This is a genomic window from Dyella japonica DSM 16301 (genome assembly GCF_001010355.1).
Taxonomy (GTDB): domain Bacteria; phylum Pseudomonadota; class Gammaproteobacteria; order Xanthomonadales; family Rhodanobacteraceae; genus Dyella; species Dyella japonica.
This window is the reverse complement of record NZ_JPLA01000030.1, coordinates 86,431-104,261: the sequence shown is the minus strand read 5'-3', so window position 1 is coordinate 104,261 and position 17,831 is coordinate 86,431. Positions and strand designations below refer to the sequence as shown.

The following is a 17,831-nucleotide window of genomic DNA, read 5'->3' as shown; positions in this document are numbered from 1 at the left end:
CACAGGGTGCGCTCCCACAACGAGCGCTGCCCTTTGTGTTTGGGAGCGCACCCTGTGCGCGACTGCCTCAGTCTTAACCCGTGTTCTGCAACCCTTGCGACACACCATTCACGCAGGCCACCAACGCGGCGAGCAACGCATCATCGCTTTCGCCGCCTTCACGCCAGCGCCTGAGCAGATCCACCTGCAACAGGCTCATCGGATCCACATAGGGATTGCGCAGGTCGATCGAGGTCGCCAGCCTCGGCGCATTCTGCAGCAGGCTGTCGTTGCGCTTGAGCTGCATCAGCCAACGGCGGGTGCGCTCGAATTCCTCGCGGATCAAACCGAAGAACGGCTCGTGCAGCGGGCCGGCGAGTTGGGAGAAGGCCTCGGCGATGCCGAGGTCGCTCTTGGCCAGCACCATCGAGACGTCGTCGAGCATATTGGCGAAGAACGGCCAGTCATGCGCCATCTCTGACATCGCCTGCTCGCCGTACTGTGCAGCGCCAAACTCCAGTGCGGTGCCCAGTCCATACCAGCCCGGCAGGATCGAGCGGCACTGCGTCCATGCAAACACCCACGGAATCGCGCGCAGATCCTGCACGCCGCGCATGCTGCGGCGGCGCGCGGGGCGCGAACCCAGGGTCATGCGCTCGATCACGTCAATCGGCGTGGCCGAGCGGAAGTAATCGACGAAACCTTCGCGATCCACGAAGGCCCGGTAATGCTCGCGGCTGCGCGCGGCCAGCAGGCTCATGCGATCGCGCCAGGTGTCCTCGCGCGCCTCATGCGTGCGCGGACGCAGCGAGGCGCGCAACACGGCGCCCACGGTCTGTTCAAGATTGCGCAGGGCCAGCGCGCGTATCCCGTATTTGCGGTGGATCACCTCGCCCTGCTCGGTCACGCGCAGCACGCCGGCCACCGAACCGCGCGGCGACGACATCAGGGCGGGCGTGATGCGCGAACCACCACGACTGGCCGAGCCACCGCGACCGTGGAAGAACGACAGGCGGATATCGGCGTCCGCCGCCACCTCCAGCAACTCGACTTGCGCGCGCTGCAATCCCCAGCGCGACGCCAGCGTGCCGCCGTCCTTGCCGCTGTCGGAATAGCCGAGCATCACCCACTGGCGATTGCCGCGCGAGGCCAGATGATCGCGATAGACGGGATCATCGAGCAGCGCACGCAAGGTCGCCGGTGCATTGGTCAGGTCGTCCACCGTTTCGAACAGGGGCGCCACGTCCAGCGGCACGCGACCCTCCTTGCTGAGTCCGCCGTAACGCGCCAGCGCCAGTACCGCCAGCACGTCCGCGGCGGAGCGCGCCATGCTGATGATGTACAGGCCCAGCGAGTCCGCCCCGTAGCGAGCACGCGCCTCGCGCAGCGTGGCAAACACGTCGTGCAGTGAAGTGACGGTGGCGTCGTCACTCCCGGGCAGCGAGTCCTGACCGCCGGCGTACGGACGCAGACGCTCGGCGCGCTCCTGCGCATCGCGCGACGACCACTCCTCGTCTTTCAACAATTGGCCCAGCGCATCGTCGTGCACGCGCGAATCCTGCCGCACGTCCAGACGGGCGAGATGGAACCCAAACGTACGCACGCGCCAGATCAGGCGGCGCACGGCGTAGGCGCCGGCGTGCAGTCCATGATGATCGATCAGGCTCACGGCGATCAGGCGCAGGTCTTCCAGCAGTTCGTCCGCGCAGGTGTAGCCCTCGGGATGGTCGTCCTCGAGCGTGGCCTGCAAGCGCGCACCGATGATGGTGAGCAGGCTGCGGTAGGGCATGTCGGCATGGCGCGGCCGCACCTTGGCGGCGGCCTCGGGGAAACGCGTGCGATAGTCGAGCAGGCGGTTGGCCAGATCGTTGCCCACGTGGACGCGATCCTCCGTCTGGCTCAACAGGCGCGCGAGGCCGGCGATATCCTCGATGTAGTGTTCGAGTACATGCGCACGCTGGGTGGACAGGCTATTGGCGATGGTGGCGGCGCCGACATTCGGATTGCCATCCATGTCGCCGCCCACCCAGGTGGCGAAACTCAGCAGGCGCGGAATCGGCACGGCCACGCCGTAGACGGTCTGCAGCGCGTCGGCCAGGGATTCGTACAGCGCCGGCACGATGCGATAGATGGGATTGGCGAGATAGAAGCCGACGTGGTGATGCTCGTCCTGCACGGTCGGACTCACCGACGAGGCTTCGGCCGTCTGCCAACCGGCGCTCAAGGCCATGAAGATGCGGTCGTCGTCTTCCTTGCGTTCCTGCGGCGTGCGCGTGGGGTCGAAGTTTTCGACCAGGGCGCGCACGATGGACTGTTCCTTCTCCAGCAGCGAGCGACGCACGGCTTCGGTCGGGTGTGCGGTGAAAACTGGTTCCACCTGTAACCGTTCCAGCCATTCGATCAGCTCGCCCGCTTCCACGCCTTGCGCCTTCAGCCGCATCAGCACGTCGAGCAATGATTCGGGCTGCGGTGCGCCGCCTTCACGCTGGTAGTCGCGGCGGCGGCGGATGCGATGGATGCGTTCGGCGATATTCACCGCCTGGAAATAGGTGGCAAACGCGCGCGCCAGCGACTCGGCCTTGTCCGTGTCCAGCCCGGTAAGCAGGCTGCCCAGCTCATCCAGCGGCGCCTCTTCCACGCGGCGCTCGATGGCCGCGGTGCGGATACGCTCCACTTCCTCGAGGAAGGCCGGCGAGATCTGCTCGGCCAGCATATGGCCGACCAGGGTACCGAGGCGGCGGACGTCTTCGCGCAGAGGTGCGTCGTGCGGGGAGAACTCAGGACTGCGGTGCTGGTTCATCGATGCCACGTTGCGGATGTCTGGACGTCCAAGACTACCCCAAGCGGAGAACTTTTGTGCATTGCCACAAACGCGGTCGGCGACGTCAAGAAAGCGAGGCGGCGACACCGCCCCGCTCCCCTGTTCAAGCGTTACGGATTACGGCGCCGCCATGGCCTTGTCCGCAGGCTTGGCCTGTTTGACGTAGGTCTCCAGCCAGCTATTCATCTCCGCCAGCATCTGCATGATCGATTCGCGTGCGCGATAGGCATGCGCCTCGTTCGGCAACAGCACCAGGCGCGAGGTGCCGCCCAGGCCCTTGATGGCGGCATACATGCGCTCGCTCTGGATCGGGAAGGTGCCGGAGTTGTTGTCCTGCTCGCCGTGGATCATCAACAGCGCGTCCTTGATGTTCTCCGCGTAATTGAACGGCGACATCGTGTTGTAGACGTCCGTTGCCTGCCAGTAGTTGCGCTCTTCCGACTGGAAGCCGAACGGCGTCAGCGTGCGGTTATAGGCGCCGCTGCGTGCGATGCCCGCCTTGAACAGGCGCGTATGCGCGAGCAGGTTGGCCGTCATGAACGCGCCGTACGAGTGGCCGCCCACCGCGATGCGGTTGCGATCGGCCACACCGCGGCGCACGACTTCGTCCACCGCGGCTTCGGCGCTAGCGACAAGCTGCGGGATATACGTATCGTTGGGCTCCTTGCTGCCCTCACCCACGATGGGCACGGAGAAGTTGTCCAGCACCGTATAGCCCATGGTGAGGAACGCCTGCGGGCCCCAGTAGCTGATGCGGTTGAACCGGTACGGCGAGTCGGTGACCTGACCGGCCGCATCCGCCGATTTGAACTCGGCCGGATAAGCCCACATCAGCATCGGGCGCGGGCCATCCTTCTTCGGATCGTAGTTGGGCGGCAGATAGAGCGTGGCGGTAAGTTCCACGCCGTCCTTGCGCTTGTAACGAATCTGCTCCTTCTTCACGCCCTTCAACTGCGGCAGCGGATTGGGGAAATGGGTGAGCTCATGCAGCTTGCCGTTCGCCGCCAGGTCGCGCACGTAGTAATTGGTCGGCTCGGTCGGCGTTTCGCGCGAGGTGAGCGCACGCGTGCCTTCCGCATCGAGCAGGACCTGCGGGGCCTCGTAGTACGGCGCCTGCGACTGGAACAGTCGCGTGCTGTTGCCCGACTGCAGGTTCACGCGATCGATGAAGGGACGATCGCCTTCGGGCGAAGCGCCTTCGCCAAGGCGGTAGATGTTTTGGCCGTCGGCCGTGACCATGAGGCGCGATTGGCCGTGCTCATCGAGCATGGTCGCGGGCGTACCTGGATCGCGGTAACGATCTTCCGAGGAACCCTCGCGCACCAGGGCCGGCGCCTGCGCCGGATGATCGGGCGACACGCGCCATTGCTTTACGCGGCGGGTCTTCCACCAGAACTCATCGATCAGCGCCAGATCGCCGTTGGCCCAGTACGCACCCGCGTAGCGACTGCCAAGCTTGGCCAGCGTGACCGGTGCCTGATCGAACGGAGCCGCCTGCATCTGCACGAGGTCGCGGATGTCTGTCTTGCGTGCCGGATCGCCGCCGTCCTGCGCCTCGGCCCACACCAACGTGGCCGGTGCATCGGCGCGCCAGGTGATCTCGCGCACACCAGCGGGTACGGCGTCGTTGCCGGTGGGCAGGCCTTCCACCAGGGGCAGATGCGCGATCTCCTTCACCAGCTTGCCGTCGCGATCGAGCACTTCGATACGACGCGGGAAGCTGTCCACCGGAACAAGATAGGAGAAGGGACGCTCCACCCGCTCGCGCAGCAAATAGCGGCCATCAGGCGACGGTGCGAGTCCGAGCGTCAACGCGGGTTCGCCGAGCTTGGTGACCTTGCCGTCCAGCGACACCAGCGCGGACTGCGAGCGCAGGTAGTACTCGAACAACTTCGCGTCGTCTTCGTTGCGCAGCATGTCCTCGTAGGTGCGGATGGCCTTCACGCCACTGCCGGCCTGCGTCTGCTGCGTATCGGGACCCGTCGGTATGCTGCTGGCGACCGGCGCTGCGCCCTGCCCTTCCGGCTGCAGTTGCACCAGCAACTGCGAGCTGTCCGGCATCCAGCGGTAGCCGCGGCCCGCCACGGTGTTCAACGGCAGCGAGATCAGGCGACGGGCGGAGCGTGCGCCGATATCGACCACCCACAGCTCGTTGCTGCCGTCGCGCGCATTGACCTGGTTGAAGGCGAGATAGCGCTGATCCGGCGACCACGCGGAGGTCGCGATGGACAGCGGCTTGGGCAGGCCCTGCAGGCGGATTTCCTTGCCTGTGGCCACGTCCATCAGCCACAGGTCGCTGCCGAACACGAAGCGGCTCTGCGCATAGGTGCGTGGATTGATGCGCAGGCCGGCCAGCTTCAGTTCCGGCTGCGCCACCACGTCGATGCCCGGCAACGGCGGCGTCTGGGTGAGGGCCAGCAGATCGCGATGCGGGCTGATCGACAGCTGCGGCGGCCGCGGCGCATCCACCAGCGCCTGCAAGGGCGCGGGCGGTGTGAGATAGCCCGACGCCGGCGCGGTGGCAGGCGCGGGCGCCTTCGAATCGGCGAGCACGAGCGGTGAGGCGACCAGCAGCAAGCCGGCAAGAATGAAACGGCGCAGCGACCTATCCATACGAGGCAGTCCCCTGTGTCATGACTCCTGCGACATTAACCCCTGAGCGGCCGGCGGAACCAGGCCATCGGTCATGGTTCGGCTGAACCGGACGGACGCCGGCCACGAAACCATCATCGAGGGACGCTATACTCATGCGTCCCGTCGAGGGGCGCTGCGACCGCGGCTCCGTGCACACCTAAGCGTGTTCCACGAACCCGGCCAGGCTCGACGGATTTTTCCCGTAACGGCGCCCGGTTAACGATGCGACTCTTTTTTGTCGCAACACCCGGAGCTAAGCCAAATGAACGCAGTTACCAAGGATTCCGCCTCGCAGGACTTCAAGGTCCGCGATATGTCGCTCGCCGATCTCGGCCGCCGCCGCATCCGCATGGCCGAAGAGGAAATGCCGGGCCTGATGCAGATCCGCGCCCGCTACGCCAAGGACAAGCCGCTCAAGGGCGTGCGCCTGTCCGGCTCCCTGCACTGCACGAAGGAAACCGCCGTGCTCGCCGAAACCCTGCGTGAGCTTGGTGCCTCGGTCCGCTGGGCCTCGTGCAACATCTTCTCCACCCAGGACGACGTGGCCGCCGCACTGGCCGCCGGTGGCCTGCCGGTGTTCGCCTGGAAGGGCGAGACGCTGGAAGAGTATTGGGAATGCACGCTGGACATGCTGACCCACCCGGGTGAGCTCGGCCCGCAGCTGATCGTGGACGACGGCGGCGACGCCACGCTGTTCATCCACAAGGGTGTGGAGCTGGAAGACGGCAGCGACTGGGTCAACACGCCCAGCGGCAACCACGAAGAGCAGGTCATCAAGGATCTGGTCAAGCGCACCGCCGCCGCCCGTCCGGGCTGGTTCAAGAAGATCGCCGCCGAATGGAAGGGCGTCTCCGAAGAAACCACCACCGGCGTGCATCGCCTCTACCAGCTCGCCGAAGCCGGCAAGCTGCTGGTGCCGGCGATCAACGTCAACGACTCGGTGACCAAGAGCAAGTTCGACAACCTCTACGGCTGCCGCGAATCGCTGGCTGACGGCATCAAGCGCGCGACCGACCTGATGGTCGCCGGCAAGGTGGCCGTGGTGTGCGGCTACGGCGACGTGGGCAAGGGTTGCGCGCATTCGCTCAAGGGCTTCGGTGCCCGCGTGATCGTGACCGAGATCGACCCGATCAACGCCCTGCAGGCCGCGATGGAAGGCTTCCAGGTCACCACCATTGAAGACACCCTGGGCCTGGGCGACATCTACGTCACCACCACCGGCAACAAGGACATCATCACGCTCGAGCACATGGCGGCGATGAAGAACAACGCGCTGGTGTGCAACATCGGCCACTTCGACAACGAGATCCAGATGGATCGCCTGAACACCGCCAAGGGCGTGTCGCGCGAAACCATCAAGCCGCAGGTGGATCGCTACACCTTCGAGCAGACCGGCCGCAGCATCTACATGCTGGCCGAAGGCCGCCTGGTGAACCTGGGCTGCGCCCACGGCCACCCGAGCTTCGTGATGTCCAACAGCTTCTCCAACCAGACGCTGGCCCAGCTCGACCTGTGGGCGAACAAGGACTTCTACGACAAGACGGTCTATCGCCTGCCCAAGAAGCTGGACGAAGAAGTGGCTCGCCTGCACCTTGAGCAGATCGGCGTGAAGCTCACCAAGCTGACCCCGGACCAGGCTGCCTACATCGGCGTGCCGATCGATGGCCCGTACAAGCCGGATCATTATCGTTATTGATCGTTTGCCTTCGGGTAATGGAAGAGGCCGCCGAAAGGCGGCCTTTTTTTGTGGCGGTGAGGCGAACGGCGTCGCGCACAGGGTGCGCTCCCACAAGTTGGCGCGGCCGCACATCTGTGGGAGCGCACCCTGTGCGCGACTCAACGAAGCGGTCCGCACCCCAACCACCCCATGACCCCATGCAGCGAAGGCACCTGCATCAGCCACGGCCCCGCCATCGTCACCACACCCGCCAGCAGCACCAAAGCCGCCACACTGCATCGCGCCCCTGCACGTTGCAACCACCGCCCAACACGTGCACCCGACCATGTGAGCGGCACCATCACCAACCAAGTACCCAATCCAAAGGCAGCCATGGTGGCGCCACCATTCAACGCACTCGCCTGCAACCATGCCGCCGCCAGCATGGTGGCGCTGAGGCCGCAGGGCATCCATCCCCACAACACGCCGGCAACGATGCGACGCGGTGCCGTATGCGCGGGAAGCAGGCGTCGCTGCAACGGTTGCAGCCAGCGCCACAGATGCACGCCGGGGCGCTGCAGTAAGCGCAGGCGTCCCTGCTGATCCAGCAGGCGCAGCGCAGCGAATACCAGCACCAGGCCCATCGCCATGCGCGTGGCCATCGCCAGCGCATGCCACTCGAACAGTCGCAACACGCCGTCGCCGATACCGCCGACAAGTGCGCCGGCGAACACATAGCCCAGCACGCGACCTGCATTCAGCTGCACTGACGCGAGCAGCCCATGGCGCGGCGACCACATCGAAAACCCGGTCGCGATACCGCCGCACATCGCCGCGCAATGCACGCCGCCCAAGACGCCGGTCAATAGCGCCGCCGACACCGCGAGTAGATCAATCGACATCGGCGCCGACCTTCCTGGGGTCTTCCCTCTGCGACACGGCAGGCGGTGGATCAGCGTGAATGTCGTCGCGCAGGATATCCAGCGCCGGCGTATCCATATCGTCGAACTGCCCTTTGCGCACGGCCCACACGAAGGCGCCGATCGCAAACGCGAGCAACATCAGACTCAGTGGCACCAACATGAGCAGGATGATCACGACTTCATGCCCGCCTTCGGTGGCCGCACCAGGCGCAACGCGTTGAACGTCACGATCAGCGATGACATGGCCATGCCGAGCGCGGCCCATGCGGGCGTCACATGCCCGGTGATGGCCAGGGGCAACGCAAGCAGGTTGTAGCCCACCGCCCACGCAAAGTTCTGGCGGATGATGCGCTGCGTCCGCCGGGCAAGCGCGATGGCGGCAGGAATGCGCAGCAGCGATGGCGAAGTCAGCACCATATCGGCGGCGCGCTGCGCCAGCGAGGCGCCCTCGCCCATGGCGATCGACACATCGGCGCCGGCGAGCACCGGTGCATCATTGAGGCCGTCCCCCACCATCGCGACCAGACGTCCTTTCGCCTGCAACGCGCGCACCAATGCCAGCTTGTCTTCCGACGACTGGCGCGAATGTGCGTGGCCGATCCGCAACTCGCGCATCAGACGCTGCACGGCGACAGCTGCATCACCGCTGGCCAGATGGATCTCGATGCCCAGGGCGCGCAGCGCCGCGATGGTCTCCGTCGCATCGGGGCGCACGCTCTCGCGCAGACAAAACCTGGCGACCGCACGCTTGCCGTCGCCCAGCCAGAGTTGGCCGTCATCCTCGCGCGACGCAACGAACGAGGCGCGCCCAAGCCTCCATCGCTTACCGTCCAGATGACCCTCGACACCGTGCCCCGTGACCGTGCGCAGGTCATGCGCGTGCAGCGGGGTGGGCGTGCCGGCAAAGGCCTGCGCGATCGGGTGGCCACCGTCGCGCTCCAGCGCAGCCGCCATCTGCAAGGCGGTGACTGGCGGGATATCGGCAAACGTCTGCACCTCGCCCACGGCAAGCTGCACGCTGGTCAGCGTGCCGGTCTTGTCGAACACCAGGTCGCTGACCTTGGCGAGATGTTCCAGACCGCCCGCGCGGATGGACAGCACGCCCAGCCGCGCCAAGGCTCCATGACTCGCCGCCAGTGCAGTCGGCACGGCCAGCGACAGCGCGCATGGACAACTGACCACCAGCAGCGACAGCGTGACTTCGAACGCACGCGCCGTGTCATGCATGCGCCAAACGCCGTAGACGATGACCGCCAATACGATCAGCACCGATACGAAGACACTGCCGACGCGATCGGCGACGCGCGCCAGGCGTGGCCGTTGCGATTGCGCCTGCTCGACCAGACGTGCGAGCTGCGACAACCGCGTGGCCGCTCCCGTCTGGGTCACGTCGATGCGCGCGGGGATCTCGCGACAGACCGTGCCCGCGTAGATCGCCGCTCCCTGCGCACGGGTCATAGGCCGCGACTCGCCTGTAAGCAAGGCCTCTTCAAAAGAGGCTTCCGCGGTGAGCAGGCGCCCATCGGCAGGCACCACCTCGCCCACCGCTACGCAGACGATATCGCCCGCCTGCAACGACGCCACGGGTACGGATTCCCTGCTGCCATCGGCGCGCTCGCGCACTGCCAGGGTCGGGCGCGCCCGCGCAAGCGCGTCCACCTGCGCGCTGGCGACGCGGCGCGCACGCTGTTCCAGCAGGCGCGCGGTGAGCAGCAGGAATACGAACATGGTTGCGGCGTCGTACCAGATCTGCGCGCCGCCGCGGGCGGTCTCCACCACGCTGGCGAAATAAGCCAGCAGCGTCGAGCTGGCGATCAAGGTGTCCATGCCGGGATGACGCTGCCGCAGCTCGCGCCAGCAGCCCTGCAGGAACGGCCAACCCGAGAAGAACACCACCGGCGTGGCCACCAGCAAGGCGACCCAGCGAAAGAAGTCGCGCGTCGGAGCGGCCATGTGATGGCCGAAATCCAGGTACAGCGCCTCGGAGAACATCATGGTCTGCATCGCGCCGAGACCGGCGATGCCCAGGCGCATCAGCCAGCGGCGCTGTTCGGCCACGCGCTCCCGCTCGCGCAGCGCGCCGGTGGCCAGATACGGGCGGTAACCGAGCATCGCCAGTCGGCCGAGCAACTGCGACAGCCGAACCTGCGCCGGATTCCAGCCGATGCGAATGCGTCCGGTCACCGCATTGGCGCTGGTGTCGAACACGCCCGGCTCACGTTGCAAGGCTTGATCGATCAGCCACGCGCAGGCCGCGCAACGCATGCCGTCCGTCAGCAAGGTGATTTCCAGGCCGCCGGCGACGGGCAGCGCGTGTTCGCCCAGCAGGTCGTCGCGGTCCCAGCTGGCCAGGTCAGGCACGTCTTCAACGCGCGTTGCCGCAGCGCTGCGCAGACGGTAGTAGTCGCCGAGCTGCGACTGGCGAATCCACTCGGCGGCGGCAGCGCAGCCGTGACAGCAGAAGCCCCGCGGCTCGCCATCGACGTCCAGTTGCAGGGGCGTAGGCGGCAACGCTTCGCCGCAGTGGTAGCAAAGCAGTGCGCGACCGCCAGGGTCGGCTTCGACGGCGCGGTCCACGATCAGGGCGACAGGCGAATCGCTCGCGCCTGCGCCGTCCAATGTCCGCGCAGCGACCAGGCCGCGTTGTCCGGACTCAATTCGACCATCCAGTCATGCCCGCCGTCCAGCGAGCCGACGCCGCGCCAGCCCAACTCGCTGGGCGATAGCTCAACGCTTCGTTCCGCCGCCTGCGAGTCACTCGCCCTGAGCGTAAGTCGCAGCTTGCCGCCGCGCGGGAAGTCGCCGTCCACGGGTACCGCCTCGATCATGTCGCCTTTCAAGCGGAGCACCAGGCCCTTGGTGGCGACTTCGGTGGACGGCTCGTCCTGCGCGGACACCAGTAGCTTGCCCACTCGCGTGGCCTGCGTGATGGTGTCCATGTCTTCGCGACCGGGACGCACGGCCGCGAACAGCAAGGCGAAGCCGATCGCCACCGACGCCAATGGCAAGCCCACCAGCATCCACACCATCGGTTCGCGCCAGGTACTGCGTGTCTGGTTCATGGCAGGGGTCCAAAGAAACTGCTTTTGACGTCGACGCCGACGTTGGCGTCGAGATCGCGCACGTGGAAGATCACCTCATGGCGGCCGGTGATGTCCGCCGCCGTCGTGACGGTGATAGGGACGGACAGCACTTCGCCGCTCTGGGCACGCAAGGTTTGCACGCCACCGCCCAGTCGCAACGCGCTCAGATCGGTCGAGCTGATCTCGATGGCGAAGCGATGCGGCTGTTGCGCCTTGTTGACCAGCTTCACCGTGTAGGCATTCTGGATATTGCCCTCGGCATCCTCGCTGTACATCGCATTGCGATCGCGCAGCACTTCGGCCATCAGCGGGCTGCGATGGGTGATGCCGTACAGCCAGCCCCCTATCAGGGCGAGCAGCAACGCGCCGTAGACCAGCACGCGGGTGCGCAGCAGCCTGGCCGGCTTGCCATCGATCTGGTTCTGGGTGGTATAGCGGATCAGACCTTGCGGATAGCCGACCTTGCCCATCACCTCGTCGCAGGCGTCGATGCAGGCGCCGCACGCGATGCATTCGTACTGCAGGCCATTGCGTATATCGATGCCGACCGGGCACACCTGCACGCAGATCGTGCAATCGACGCAGTCGCCCAGTTCTTCCAGCGCGAACTTGGGCAGCGGCTTGGCCTCTTCACCGAGCGCTGCCAGGGTGATCGTGCCGCCGGCCTGCGCGCGATGGTCGGCCGCAGACGGATGCTGGCTGGCGCGGAACACATAGTCGTAGGCGGTGATCGTATCGAGCAGACCGCGCGCACGTTCAAGCACGCTGGCCAGGCCGCGCTTGCGCGGTCCACGCGGCTCGCCGCGCATGGGGTCATAGGCGATCAGCAAGGTGTTGCGGTCGAACATCGCGCTCTGGAAGCGTGCGTACGGACACATGTACTTGCAGACCTGCTGACGCAGGAAGCCGGCATTGCCCCAGGTGGCGAACGCATAGAATAGGATCCAGAACGCTTCCCACCCGCCCCACGCCCAAGGCGTCCGACGCGCCAGCTCACCGATCGGACTGAAGTAACCCACGAAAGTGAACCCGGTCCACAGCGAGAACACCGCCCACAGCGTGTGGCGTGCGCTCTTGCGCAGGATCTTCTCCCGCGTCCATGGCGAGGCGTCGAGCTTCATGCGCTTGCTGCGATCACCTTCGCACCAGCGCTCGATCCATAGCGACACTTCGGTCCACACCGTCTGCGGGCAGGCGTAACCGCAGAACAGACGGCCCGCCAGGGCGGTGAAGAAGAACAGCGCCAGCGCCGCGATGATCAAAAGCACCGACAGAAACAGGAAATCCTGCGGCAGGAACAGCCATCCAAACACATGGAACTTGCGCGCGGGCAGATCCAGCAGGACGGCCTGTCGCCCCTGCCAGGTCAGCCACGGAAAGCTGTAGTACATGCCCAGCAGCCAGATCACCGCGGCCACCCGCAGGCGGTTGAAGCGGCCGGCGACGTCGCGGGGATAGACCTTGCGTTCGCTGACGTAGTACGAATCGCTCCCGTCATCGATGACCTGGAGCGGAATGCGGCGACTCATGGTGTCTTACCGGAACGTGGCAGGGATCGCACCGCGCGGCTGGGGCGCAGCAGGATCCAGGTAAACAGGCTGGACGAGGCCGTCGCCAGCCAGATCAGAAAGAATCCCAGCGTGTAGCCGAGTTCGCGCCCGATCCTCAAGGAGGGAAAGGTGATGTCGCGCAAGGCGATCGGATCGATGAAGGCAAAGAACACCATCGTCACCACGCCGGCCACGAAGAAGCTTGGCCAGAGCAAGGCGCCAAGGTTCTGCGAGAACGGCGTCGGCTCGCGTCCGCGGGTGACGGTGGTATTCCGGTCGATCATTCGGCGACCACTGCACCTGCCGGTGGCCCATCCGTGTGCGGCGACAAGGTCCACACATAGGCACCGACCAGACGCGTACGCGTATCGCCGAGCACTGGCTTCCATGCCGGCATCACGCCCTGGCGACCTTCGTTCAGCGTCTTGTGCAACGAGGCCTTGCTGCTGCCGTAGAGCCAATAGCTATCCGTGAGATCGGGCGCACCGACCACCTGGTTGCCCTTGCCCTGCGGACCATGACAGGCCACGCAGATCGTCTGGAACAGTTTCTCGCCGCGCTCGCTTGCCTCGTCCCTGGCCTGCGCCGGCTTGGACAACGACAGCACATAGGCAATTGTGTCATCGACGGCGGTCGGTCCACCCTGCGCGGTGAGCGTGGTCGCCCAGGCGGGCATGACTGCCTGCCGGCCTTCCTGGATGGTTTCCAGAATGCGGTGTGGCGTGCCGCCCCAATGCCAGATGTCATCCGTCAGATCAGGAAAGCCGGTGGCACCGTGACCCGTCGAGCCATGGCAGGCCGCGCAGCGGTTGATGAAGATGTTGCGGCCCAGCGCCACCGCCTGCGGGTCCTTGGCCAGCATGTCGATGGGTTTGCCGGCATACAACTTGAGCGTGTCGTCGAGGCGCGCGTCTTCGGCCGCCGTCTCCAGCGCCCACTCCTTGTGCGAGCTCCAGTGTCCGAAGCCACGGAAGGTGCCCACGCCGAACCACAACAAGTAGCCCACCGAAAACACGATGGTGATGTAGAACAGGTTGATCCACCACTTCGGCAACGGCTTGTTGTACTCGGTGATGTTGCCATCCCACACGTGCCCCGTTTCGTCAGGCTTGGGGTCGGTGGGGCTGCGGCGCGTATTGGCGCGCAGCAGCCATACGCAACCGATCAGATTGATCACCGTGATGGCGATGACGTACCAGGTCCATCCGGAAGTCATGCGAGTTCCTCCTTGTCATCTTCCAGCGGCATGAGCGCGGCGGCATCCATCGCGGGCTTGGTGCCCGGCCGCCAGATCCAGATGCAGGCGCCGACAAAGAGCACCAACAAGAAACCGGTAATCAGTCCTGGAACCATGTCACTCCGCTCCCTCGGCAGCCTGCATGTCGGCCTGCGACACATGCGTGCCCAGCGCCTGCAGATAGGCCACCACGGCGTCGAGCTCGGTCTTGCCCTCGACGGCCTTGGCTGCGCCCGCGATGTCTTCCTCGCTGTACGGATCGCCGATGCGCTTGAGTGCCCGCATATGCGTGGCCACCTCATTGCCATCGAGCTTGTTGTCCGCCAGCCACGGATAGCCGGGCATATTGGATTCCGGCACGACGTCGCGCGGGTTGTGCAGATGGGCGCGATGCCAGTCGTCGGAATAGCCGCGCAAACCGACGCGCGCCAGGTCCGGACCGGTGCGCTTGCTGCCCCACTGGAACGGATGGTCGTAGACCGATTCGCCGGCCAGCGAATAGTGACCGTAGCGCTCGGTCTCAAAGCGCAGCGTGCGCACCATCTGCGAATGGCAGTTGTAGCAGCCTTCGCGGATGTACACGTCGCGGCCCGCCAGTTCCAGCGCGGGATACGGCTTGATGCCGGGTAGCGGCTTGATCGTTTCCGCCTGGAACATCAACGGCACGATTTCGGCGAGACCGCCGAAGGAGACGGCGACTGCCACCAGGATGCCCATCAAGCCGATGTTTTTTTCGAGTTTTGCGTGTGTCTGGCTCATGTCTGTTCCTTCAGGCACGGGCGTCGGCGGCGTCGGGCGCAAGCAGCGGTTGCGGCTCGGTGCTCGCGGCGGCCAGGCGGAATGTCTTGAACGTGTTCCATGCCATCACCAGCATGCCGGCCAGCACGATCACGCCGCCGCCCACGCGCACCACGTAATACGGCTTGGTGGCATTGAGTGCTTCGACGAAGGCATAGGTCAGCGTGCCGGTATCGGGATCGGTGGCGCGCCACATCAGGCCCTGCGTGACGCCGGCAATCCACATCGCGGCGATGTAGACCACCACGCCGATGGTGTGCAGCCAGAAGTGCACGTCGATCAATTTGACCGAGTACATCTTGGGCAGGCGCAGCAGGCGCGGCAGCATCGCGTAAATGGAGCCGATCGAGATCATCGCGACCCAGCCCAGTGCACCGGCATGCACGTGGCCGATGGTCCAGTCGGTGTAGTGGCTGAGCGAGTTGACCGTCTTGATCGACATCATCGGTCCCTCGAACGTGCTCATCATGTAGAACGAGAGCGAGACGACGAGGAACTTCAGGATCGGATCGGTGCGCAGCTTGTACCAGACGCCCGACAGCGTGAGGATGCCGTTGATCGCACCGCCCCACGACGGCGCCAGCAACACCAGCGAGAACACCATGCCCAGGTTCTGCGCCCAGTCGGGCAGCGCGGTGTACTGCAGGTGATGCGGGCCGGCCCACATGTAGATGGCGATCAATGCCCAGAAGTGCACGATCGACAGGCGGTACGAATAGATCGGGCGGTCAGCCTGCTTGGGCACGAAGTAATACATCATGCCGAGGAAGGCGGTGGTCAGGAAAAAGCCCACGGCGTTATGGCCGTACCACCACTGCACCATCGCATCGACCGCACCCGAGTACACCGAGTACGACTTCATCGGGCCGGCCGGGATGGCCAGGTTGTTGACGATGTGCAACAGCGCGATGGTGATGATGTACGCGCCGTAGAACCAGTTGGCGACGTAGATGTGCTTGACCTTGCGCTTGGCAATGGTGCCGAAGAACAGCACCGCGTACGCCACCCACACGATGGTGATCAGGATATCGATCGGCCACTCGAGCTCGGCGTATTCCTTGCCCTGCGTATAGCCCAGCGGCAGCGAAATCGCCGCCGCCACGATCACCAGCTGCCAACCCCAGAACACGAACGAGGCGAGCTTGTCGGAGATCAGCCGCACATGGCAGGTGCGCTGCACGGTGTACAGGCTGGTGGCGAACAACGCGCAGCCGCCGAACGCAAAAATCACCGCATTGGTATGCAGTGGGCGCAGTCGGCCGTAGCTGAGCCACGGGATATCGAAATTGAGGGCGGGCCAGTACAGCTGGGCGGCGATGTAGACGCCCACCAGCATGCCGACCACACCCCAGACCACGGTCATCACGGAAAACTGCCGTATGACCTTGTCGTTGTAACTCCCCTCGACGCCCACCATGAAGCCCACTCCTAGGCATAACTGAACGGGTGGAAGTCTGGGGGCCGGGTGGAAGTGGCCAATTGATCTGGATCAATGGCGAGGCCCGATTCCGCTGCCGCGCTTTGTCGCAGGCGGGGCGGCAGCGGCGGCCCCTCTACAGACATCTCTATATCGCGAGAAAGAGATATATACTCTCGACCACCGCCACCGCAGGGACCACCCCGATGTCGAGCTTCAGCTTTGAGTTCTTCCCGCCCAAGACCGACGAACAGCGCGCCCAACTCGACCAGGCCGCTGCGCTGCTGAAGTCGCGTTCGCCCGAGTACGTCTCGGTGACGTTTGGTGCAGGCGGGTCAACGCTGAGCTACACCGGTGAAACCGTGCATCGGCTGCACACCGACCACGGCTTCAGCGTGGCGCCGCATCTTTCCTGCGTGGGCGGAACGCGCGCCGAGCTGGGCGCACTGCTGGACGACTACCGCGCCGCCGGCTATCGCCGCATTGTCGCCCTGCGTGGCGACCTTCCCTCGGGCATGGCCACGCCCGGCGACTTCCGTTATGCCGCCGAACTGGTGCGTTTCATCCGCGAGCATTCGGGTGATCACTTCCATATCGAAGTGGCCGCCTATCCGGAAATGCATCCGCAGGCCGACGATGCGCTGGCCGACCTTCGCCATTTCAAGGCCAAGGTCGACGCCGGCGCCGATGGCGCGATCACCCAATACTTCTTCAACGCCGATGCGTATTTTCGCTTCGTCGACGACGTGCGGCGGCTTGGCGTGAACGTGCCGATCGTGCCCGGCATCATGCCGATCTCCAATTACTCGCAGCTCAAGCGTTTCTCCGATGGCTGCGGCGCGGAGATTCCGCGCTGGATCGCCAAGCGCATGCTGGCCCATGGCGACGATGCCGCCTCGATCCGCGAGCTGGGTGCCGACGTGGTGGCGCAAATGTGCCGCCGCTTGCTGGAAGGCGGCGCGCCGTCGCTGCATTTCTATACCTTGAACCGCGCACGGGCCACGCTCGCGATCCTCGACCGGCTGCACGGATAAGCAACGAGAGCGGGCGTAAGCTCGCTGGATGAAGCGAATCGGATGTGCGCTGCTGCTGTTCCTGTTGCCGCTCTGCGCCATCGCGCAGGATGGCATCCATCGCTGCATCGGCGCGGACGGCAATCCGTTGTTCACCGATCAGCCCTGCGCTGCCTTGCAGGCGACGCCGGTGGCCACGCCAACCCCCAGCGCGAAACCGCCGGTGACGCAGGCCGTCTCGACCATCCCGACGACCACGCCGCCACCGGTAAGCTGCGCCACCTCGGTGGCCGAGCTGCGCCAGGGCATGATCGACGCGTTCGCGGCGCGCGACCCCAATCGACTCGCCGGCCTGATGATCTGGAACGGCTACGGCCGTGATGCCGTGGTCGCGGATATCCGCTCGCTGGGCTCGCTGATGCAGCGCCCCCTGCTCGACATCGGCACCGCATCGGAAAACGAAGGGCCGCCAGCATCCAGTGACGACCCTCTGTTCACCTCGCCTGGCGCCGATGCGACGCGGTCGCCTCCCGCGTCGGCGGGGGACCAACAGCTGGTCGTACGCACGGCCTCGGCCGACGCCAGCGGCGTGGCGCATGAAACCCGCTTCGGTGTGGTGCGGCGCTCCGGCTGCCTGTGGTTGCGCGCTTCGGGCTGACCCCGCATTGGTGCTGCGCAAAATCGCCCACGCCGCCGCCGCGGTATCATGGCGCGATTTT

Annotated in this window: 15 protein-coding genes and 1 riboswitch; of the genes, 3 read left to right on the top strand and 12 right to left on the bottom strand. The window is 65.4% G+C overall.

Features of this window, described 5'->3' with window-relative positions:
• Positions 1-73: 73 nt before the first annotated feature.
• Both ppc and Y882_RS12255 read right to left on the bottom strand, forming a co-directional pair.
• Positions 74-2,779, bottom strand: coding sequence for a phosphoenolpyruvate carboxylase (gene ppc, locus Y882_RS12260; protein ID WP_046972207.1), 2,706 nt, complete (start codon positions 2,777-2,779; stop codon positions 74-76).
• Positions 2,780-2,917: 138 nt separating this feature from the next.
• Positions 2,918-5,413, bottom strand: coding sequence for a S9 family peptidase (locus tag Y882_RS12255; RefSeq protein WP_046972206.1), 2,496 nt, complete (start codon positions 5,411-5,413; stop codon positions 2,918-2,920).
• 140 nt (positions 5,414-5,553) lie between these two features.
• Positions 5,554-5,655: riboswitch (S-adenosyl-L-homocysteine riboswitch) on the top strand.
• A gap of 41 nt (positions 5,656-5,696) precedes the next feature.
• On the opposite strand from Y882_RS12255, the gene ahcY reads away from it, so the two are divergent.
• A complete protein-coding gene (ahcY, locus tag Y882_RS12250; RefSeq protein ID WP_046972205.1) occupies positions 5,697-7,130 on the top strand; it encodes an adenosylhomocysteinase in 1,434 nt (477 codons plus the stop codon).
• A gap of 140 nt (positions 7,131-7,270) precedes the next feature.
• On the opposite strand, the gene Y882_RS12245 is transcribed toward ahcY, so the two are convergent.
• The 10 genes from Y882_RS12245 to ccoN are packed head-to-tail and all read right to left on the bottom strand — an operon-like array spanning position 7,271 to position 16,099.
• Positions 7,271-7,993 (bottom strand): sulfite exporter TauE/SafE family protein, encoded by a 723-nt coding sequence (locus Y882_RS12245; protein WP_046972204.1) that lies wholly within the window; start codon positions 7,991-7,993, stop codon positions 7,271-7,273.
• A complete protein-coding gene (gene ccoS, locus Y882_RS12240) occupies positions 7,983-8,189 on the bottom strand; it encodes a cbb3-type cytochrome oxidase assembly protein CcoS (RefSeq protein WP_046972203.1) in 207 nt (68 codons plus the stop codon). Before ccoS ends, Y882_RS12245 begins: the two co-directional genes overlap by 11 nt.
• Positions 8,186-10,591: a heavy metal translocating P-type ATPase gene (locus Y882_RS12235; protein WP_052949980.1), complete on the bottom strand. Its 2,406-nt coding sequence runs from the start codon at positions 10,589-10,591 to the stop codon at positions 8,186-8,188. The genes ccoS and Y882_RS12235 overlap by 4 nt, the downstream gene beginning before the upstream one ends.
• Positions 10,592-10,593: 2 nt before the next feature.
• The gene (locus tag Y882_RS12230) at positions 10,594-11,076 is read right to left on the bottom strand and encodes a hypothetical protein (RefSeq protein ID WP_046972202.1); all 483 of its coding nucleotides are present in this window, start codon (positions 11,074-11,076) and stop codon (positions 10,594-10,596) included.
• A complete protein-coding gene (locus tag Y882_RS12225; protein ID WP_046972201.1) occupies positions 11,073-12,626 on the bottom strand; it encodes a 4Fe-4S dicluster domain-containing protein in 1,554 nt (517 codons plus the stop codon). Before Y882_RS12225 ends, Y882_RS12230 begins: the two co-directional genes overlap by 4 nt.
• On the bottom strand, positions 12,623-12,931 hold the full coding sequence (locus tag Y882_RS12220) for a hypothetical protein (protein WP_046972200.1): 309 nt from the start codon (positions 12,929-12,931) through the stop codon (positions 12,623-12,625). Before Y882_RS12220 ends, Y882_RS12225 begins: the two co-directional genes overlap by 4 nt.
• Entirely contained in the window at positions 12,928-13,863 is a 936-nt protein-coding gene (gene ccoP / locus Y882_RS12215; protein ID WP_046972199.1) for a cytochrome-c oxidase, cbb3-type subunit III, read from the bottom strand. Before ccoP ends, Y882_RS12220 begins: the two co-directional genes overlap by 4 nt.
• On the bottom strand, positions 13,860-14,000 hold the full coding sequence (locus Y882_RS19345) for a cbb3-type cytochrome c oxidase subunit 3 (RefSeq protein ID WP_082121094.1): 141 nt from the start codon (positions 13,998-14,000) through the stop codon (positions 13,860-13,862). The genes ccoP and Y882_RS19345 overlap by 4 nt, the downstream gene beginning before the upstream one ends.
• Position 14,001: 1 nt before the next feature.
• Entirely contained in the window at positions 14,002-14,643 is a 642-nt protein-coding gene (ccoO, locus tag Y882_RS12210) for a cytochrome-c oxidase, cbb3-type subunit II (protein ID WP_046972198.1), read from the bottom strand.
• A gap of 10 nt (positions 14,644-14,653) precedes the next feature.
• Complete coding sequence (gene ccoN, locus Y882_RS12205; RefSeq protein WP_046972197.1) at positions 14,654-16,099, bottom strand: cytochrome-c oxidase, cbb3-type subunit I; 1,446 nt, start codon at positions 16,097-16,099, stop codon at positions 14,654-14,656.
• A gap of 206 nt (positions 16,100-16,305) precedes the next feature.
• Between ccoN and metF the strand changes: the two genes are divergently transcribed.
• Positions 16,306-17,133: a methylenetetrahydrofolate reductase [NAD(P)H] gene (gene metF / locus Y882_RS12200; RefSeq protein ID WP_046972196.1), complete on the top strand. Its 828-nt coding sequence runs from the start codon at positions 16,306-16,308 to the stop codon at positions 17,131-17,133.
• A gap of 28 nt (positions 17,134-17,161) precedes the next feature.
• Positions 17,162-17,770, top strand: a complete 609-nt coding sequence (locus Y882_RS12195) for a hypothetical protein (RefSeq protein ID WP_046972195.1) — start codon at positions 17,162-17,164, stop codon at positions 17,768-17,770.
• The last annotated feature ends 61 nt before the right edge of the window (positions 17,771-17,831 follow it).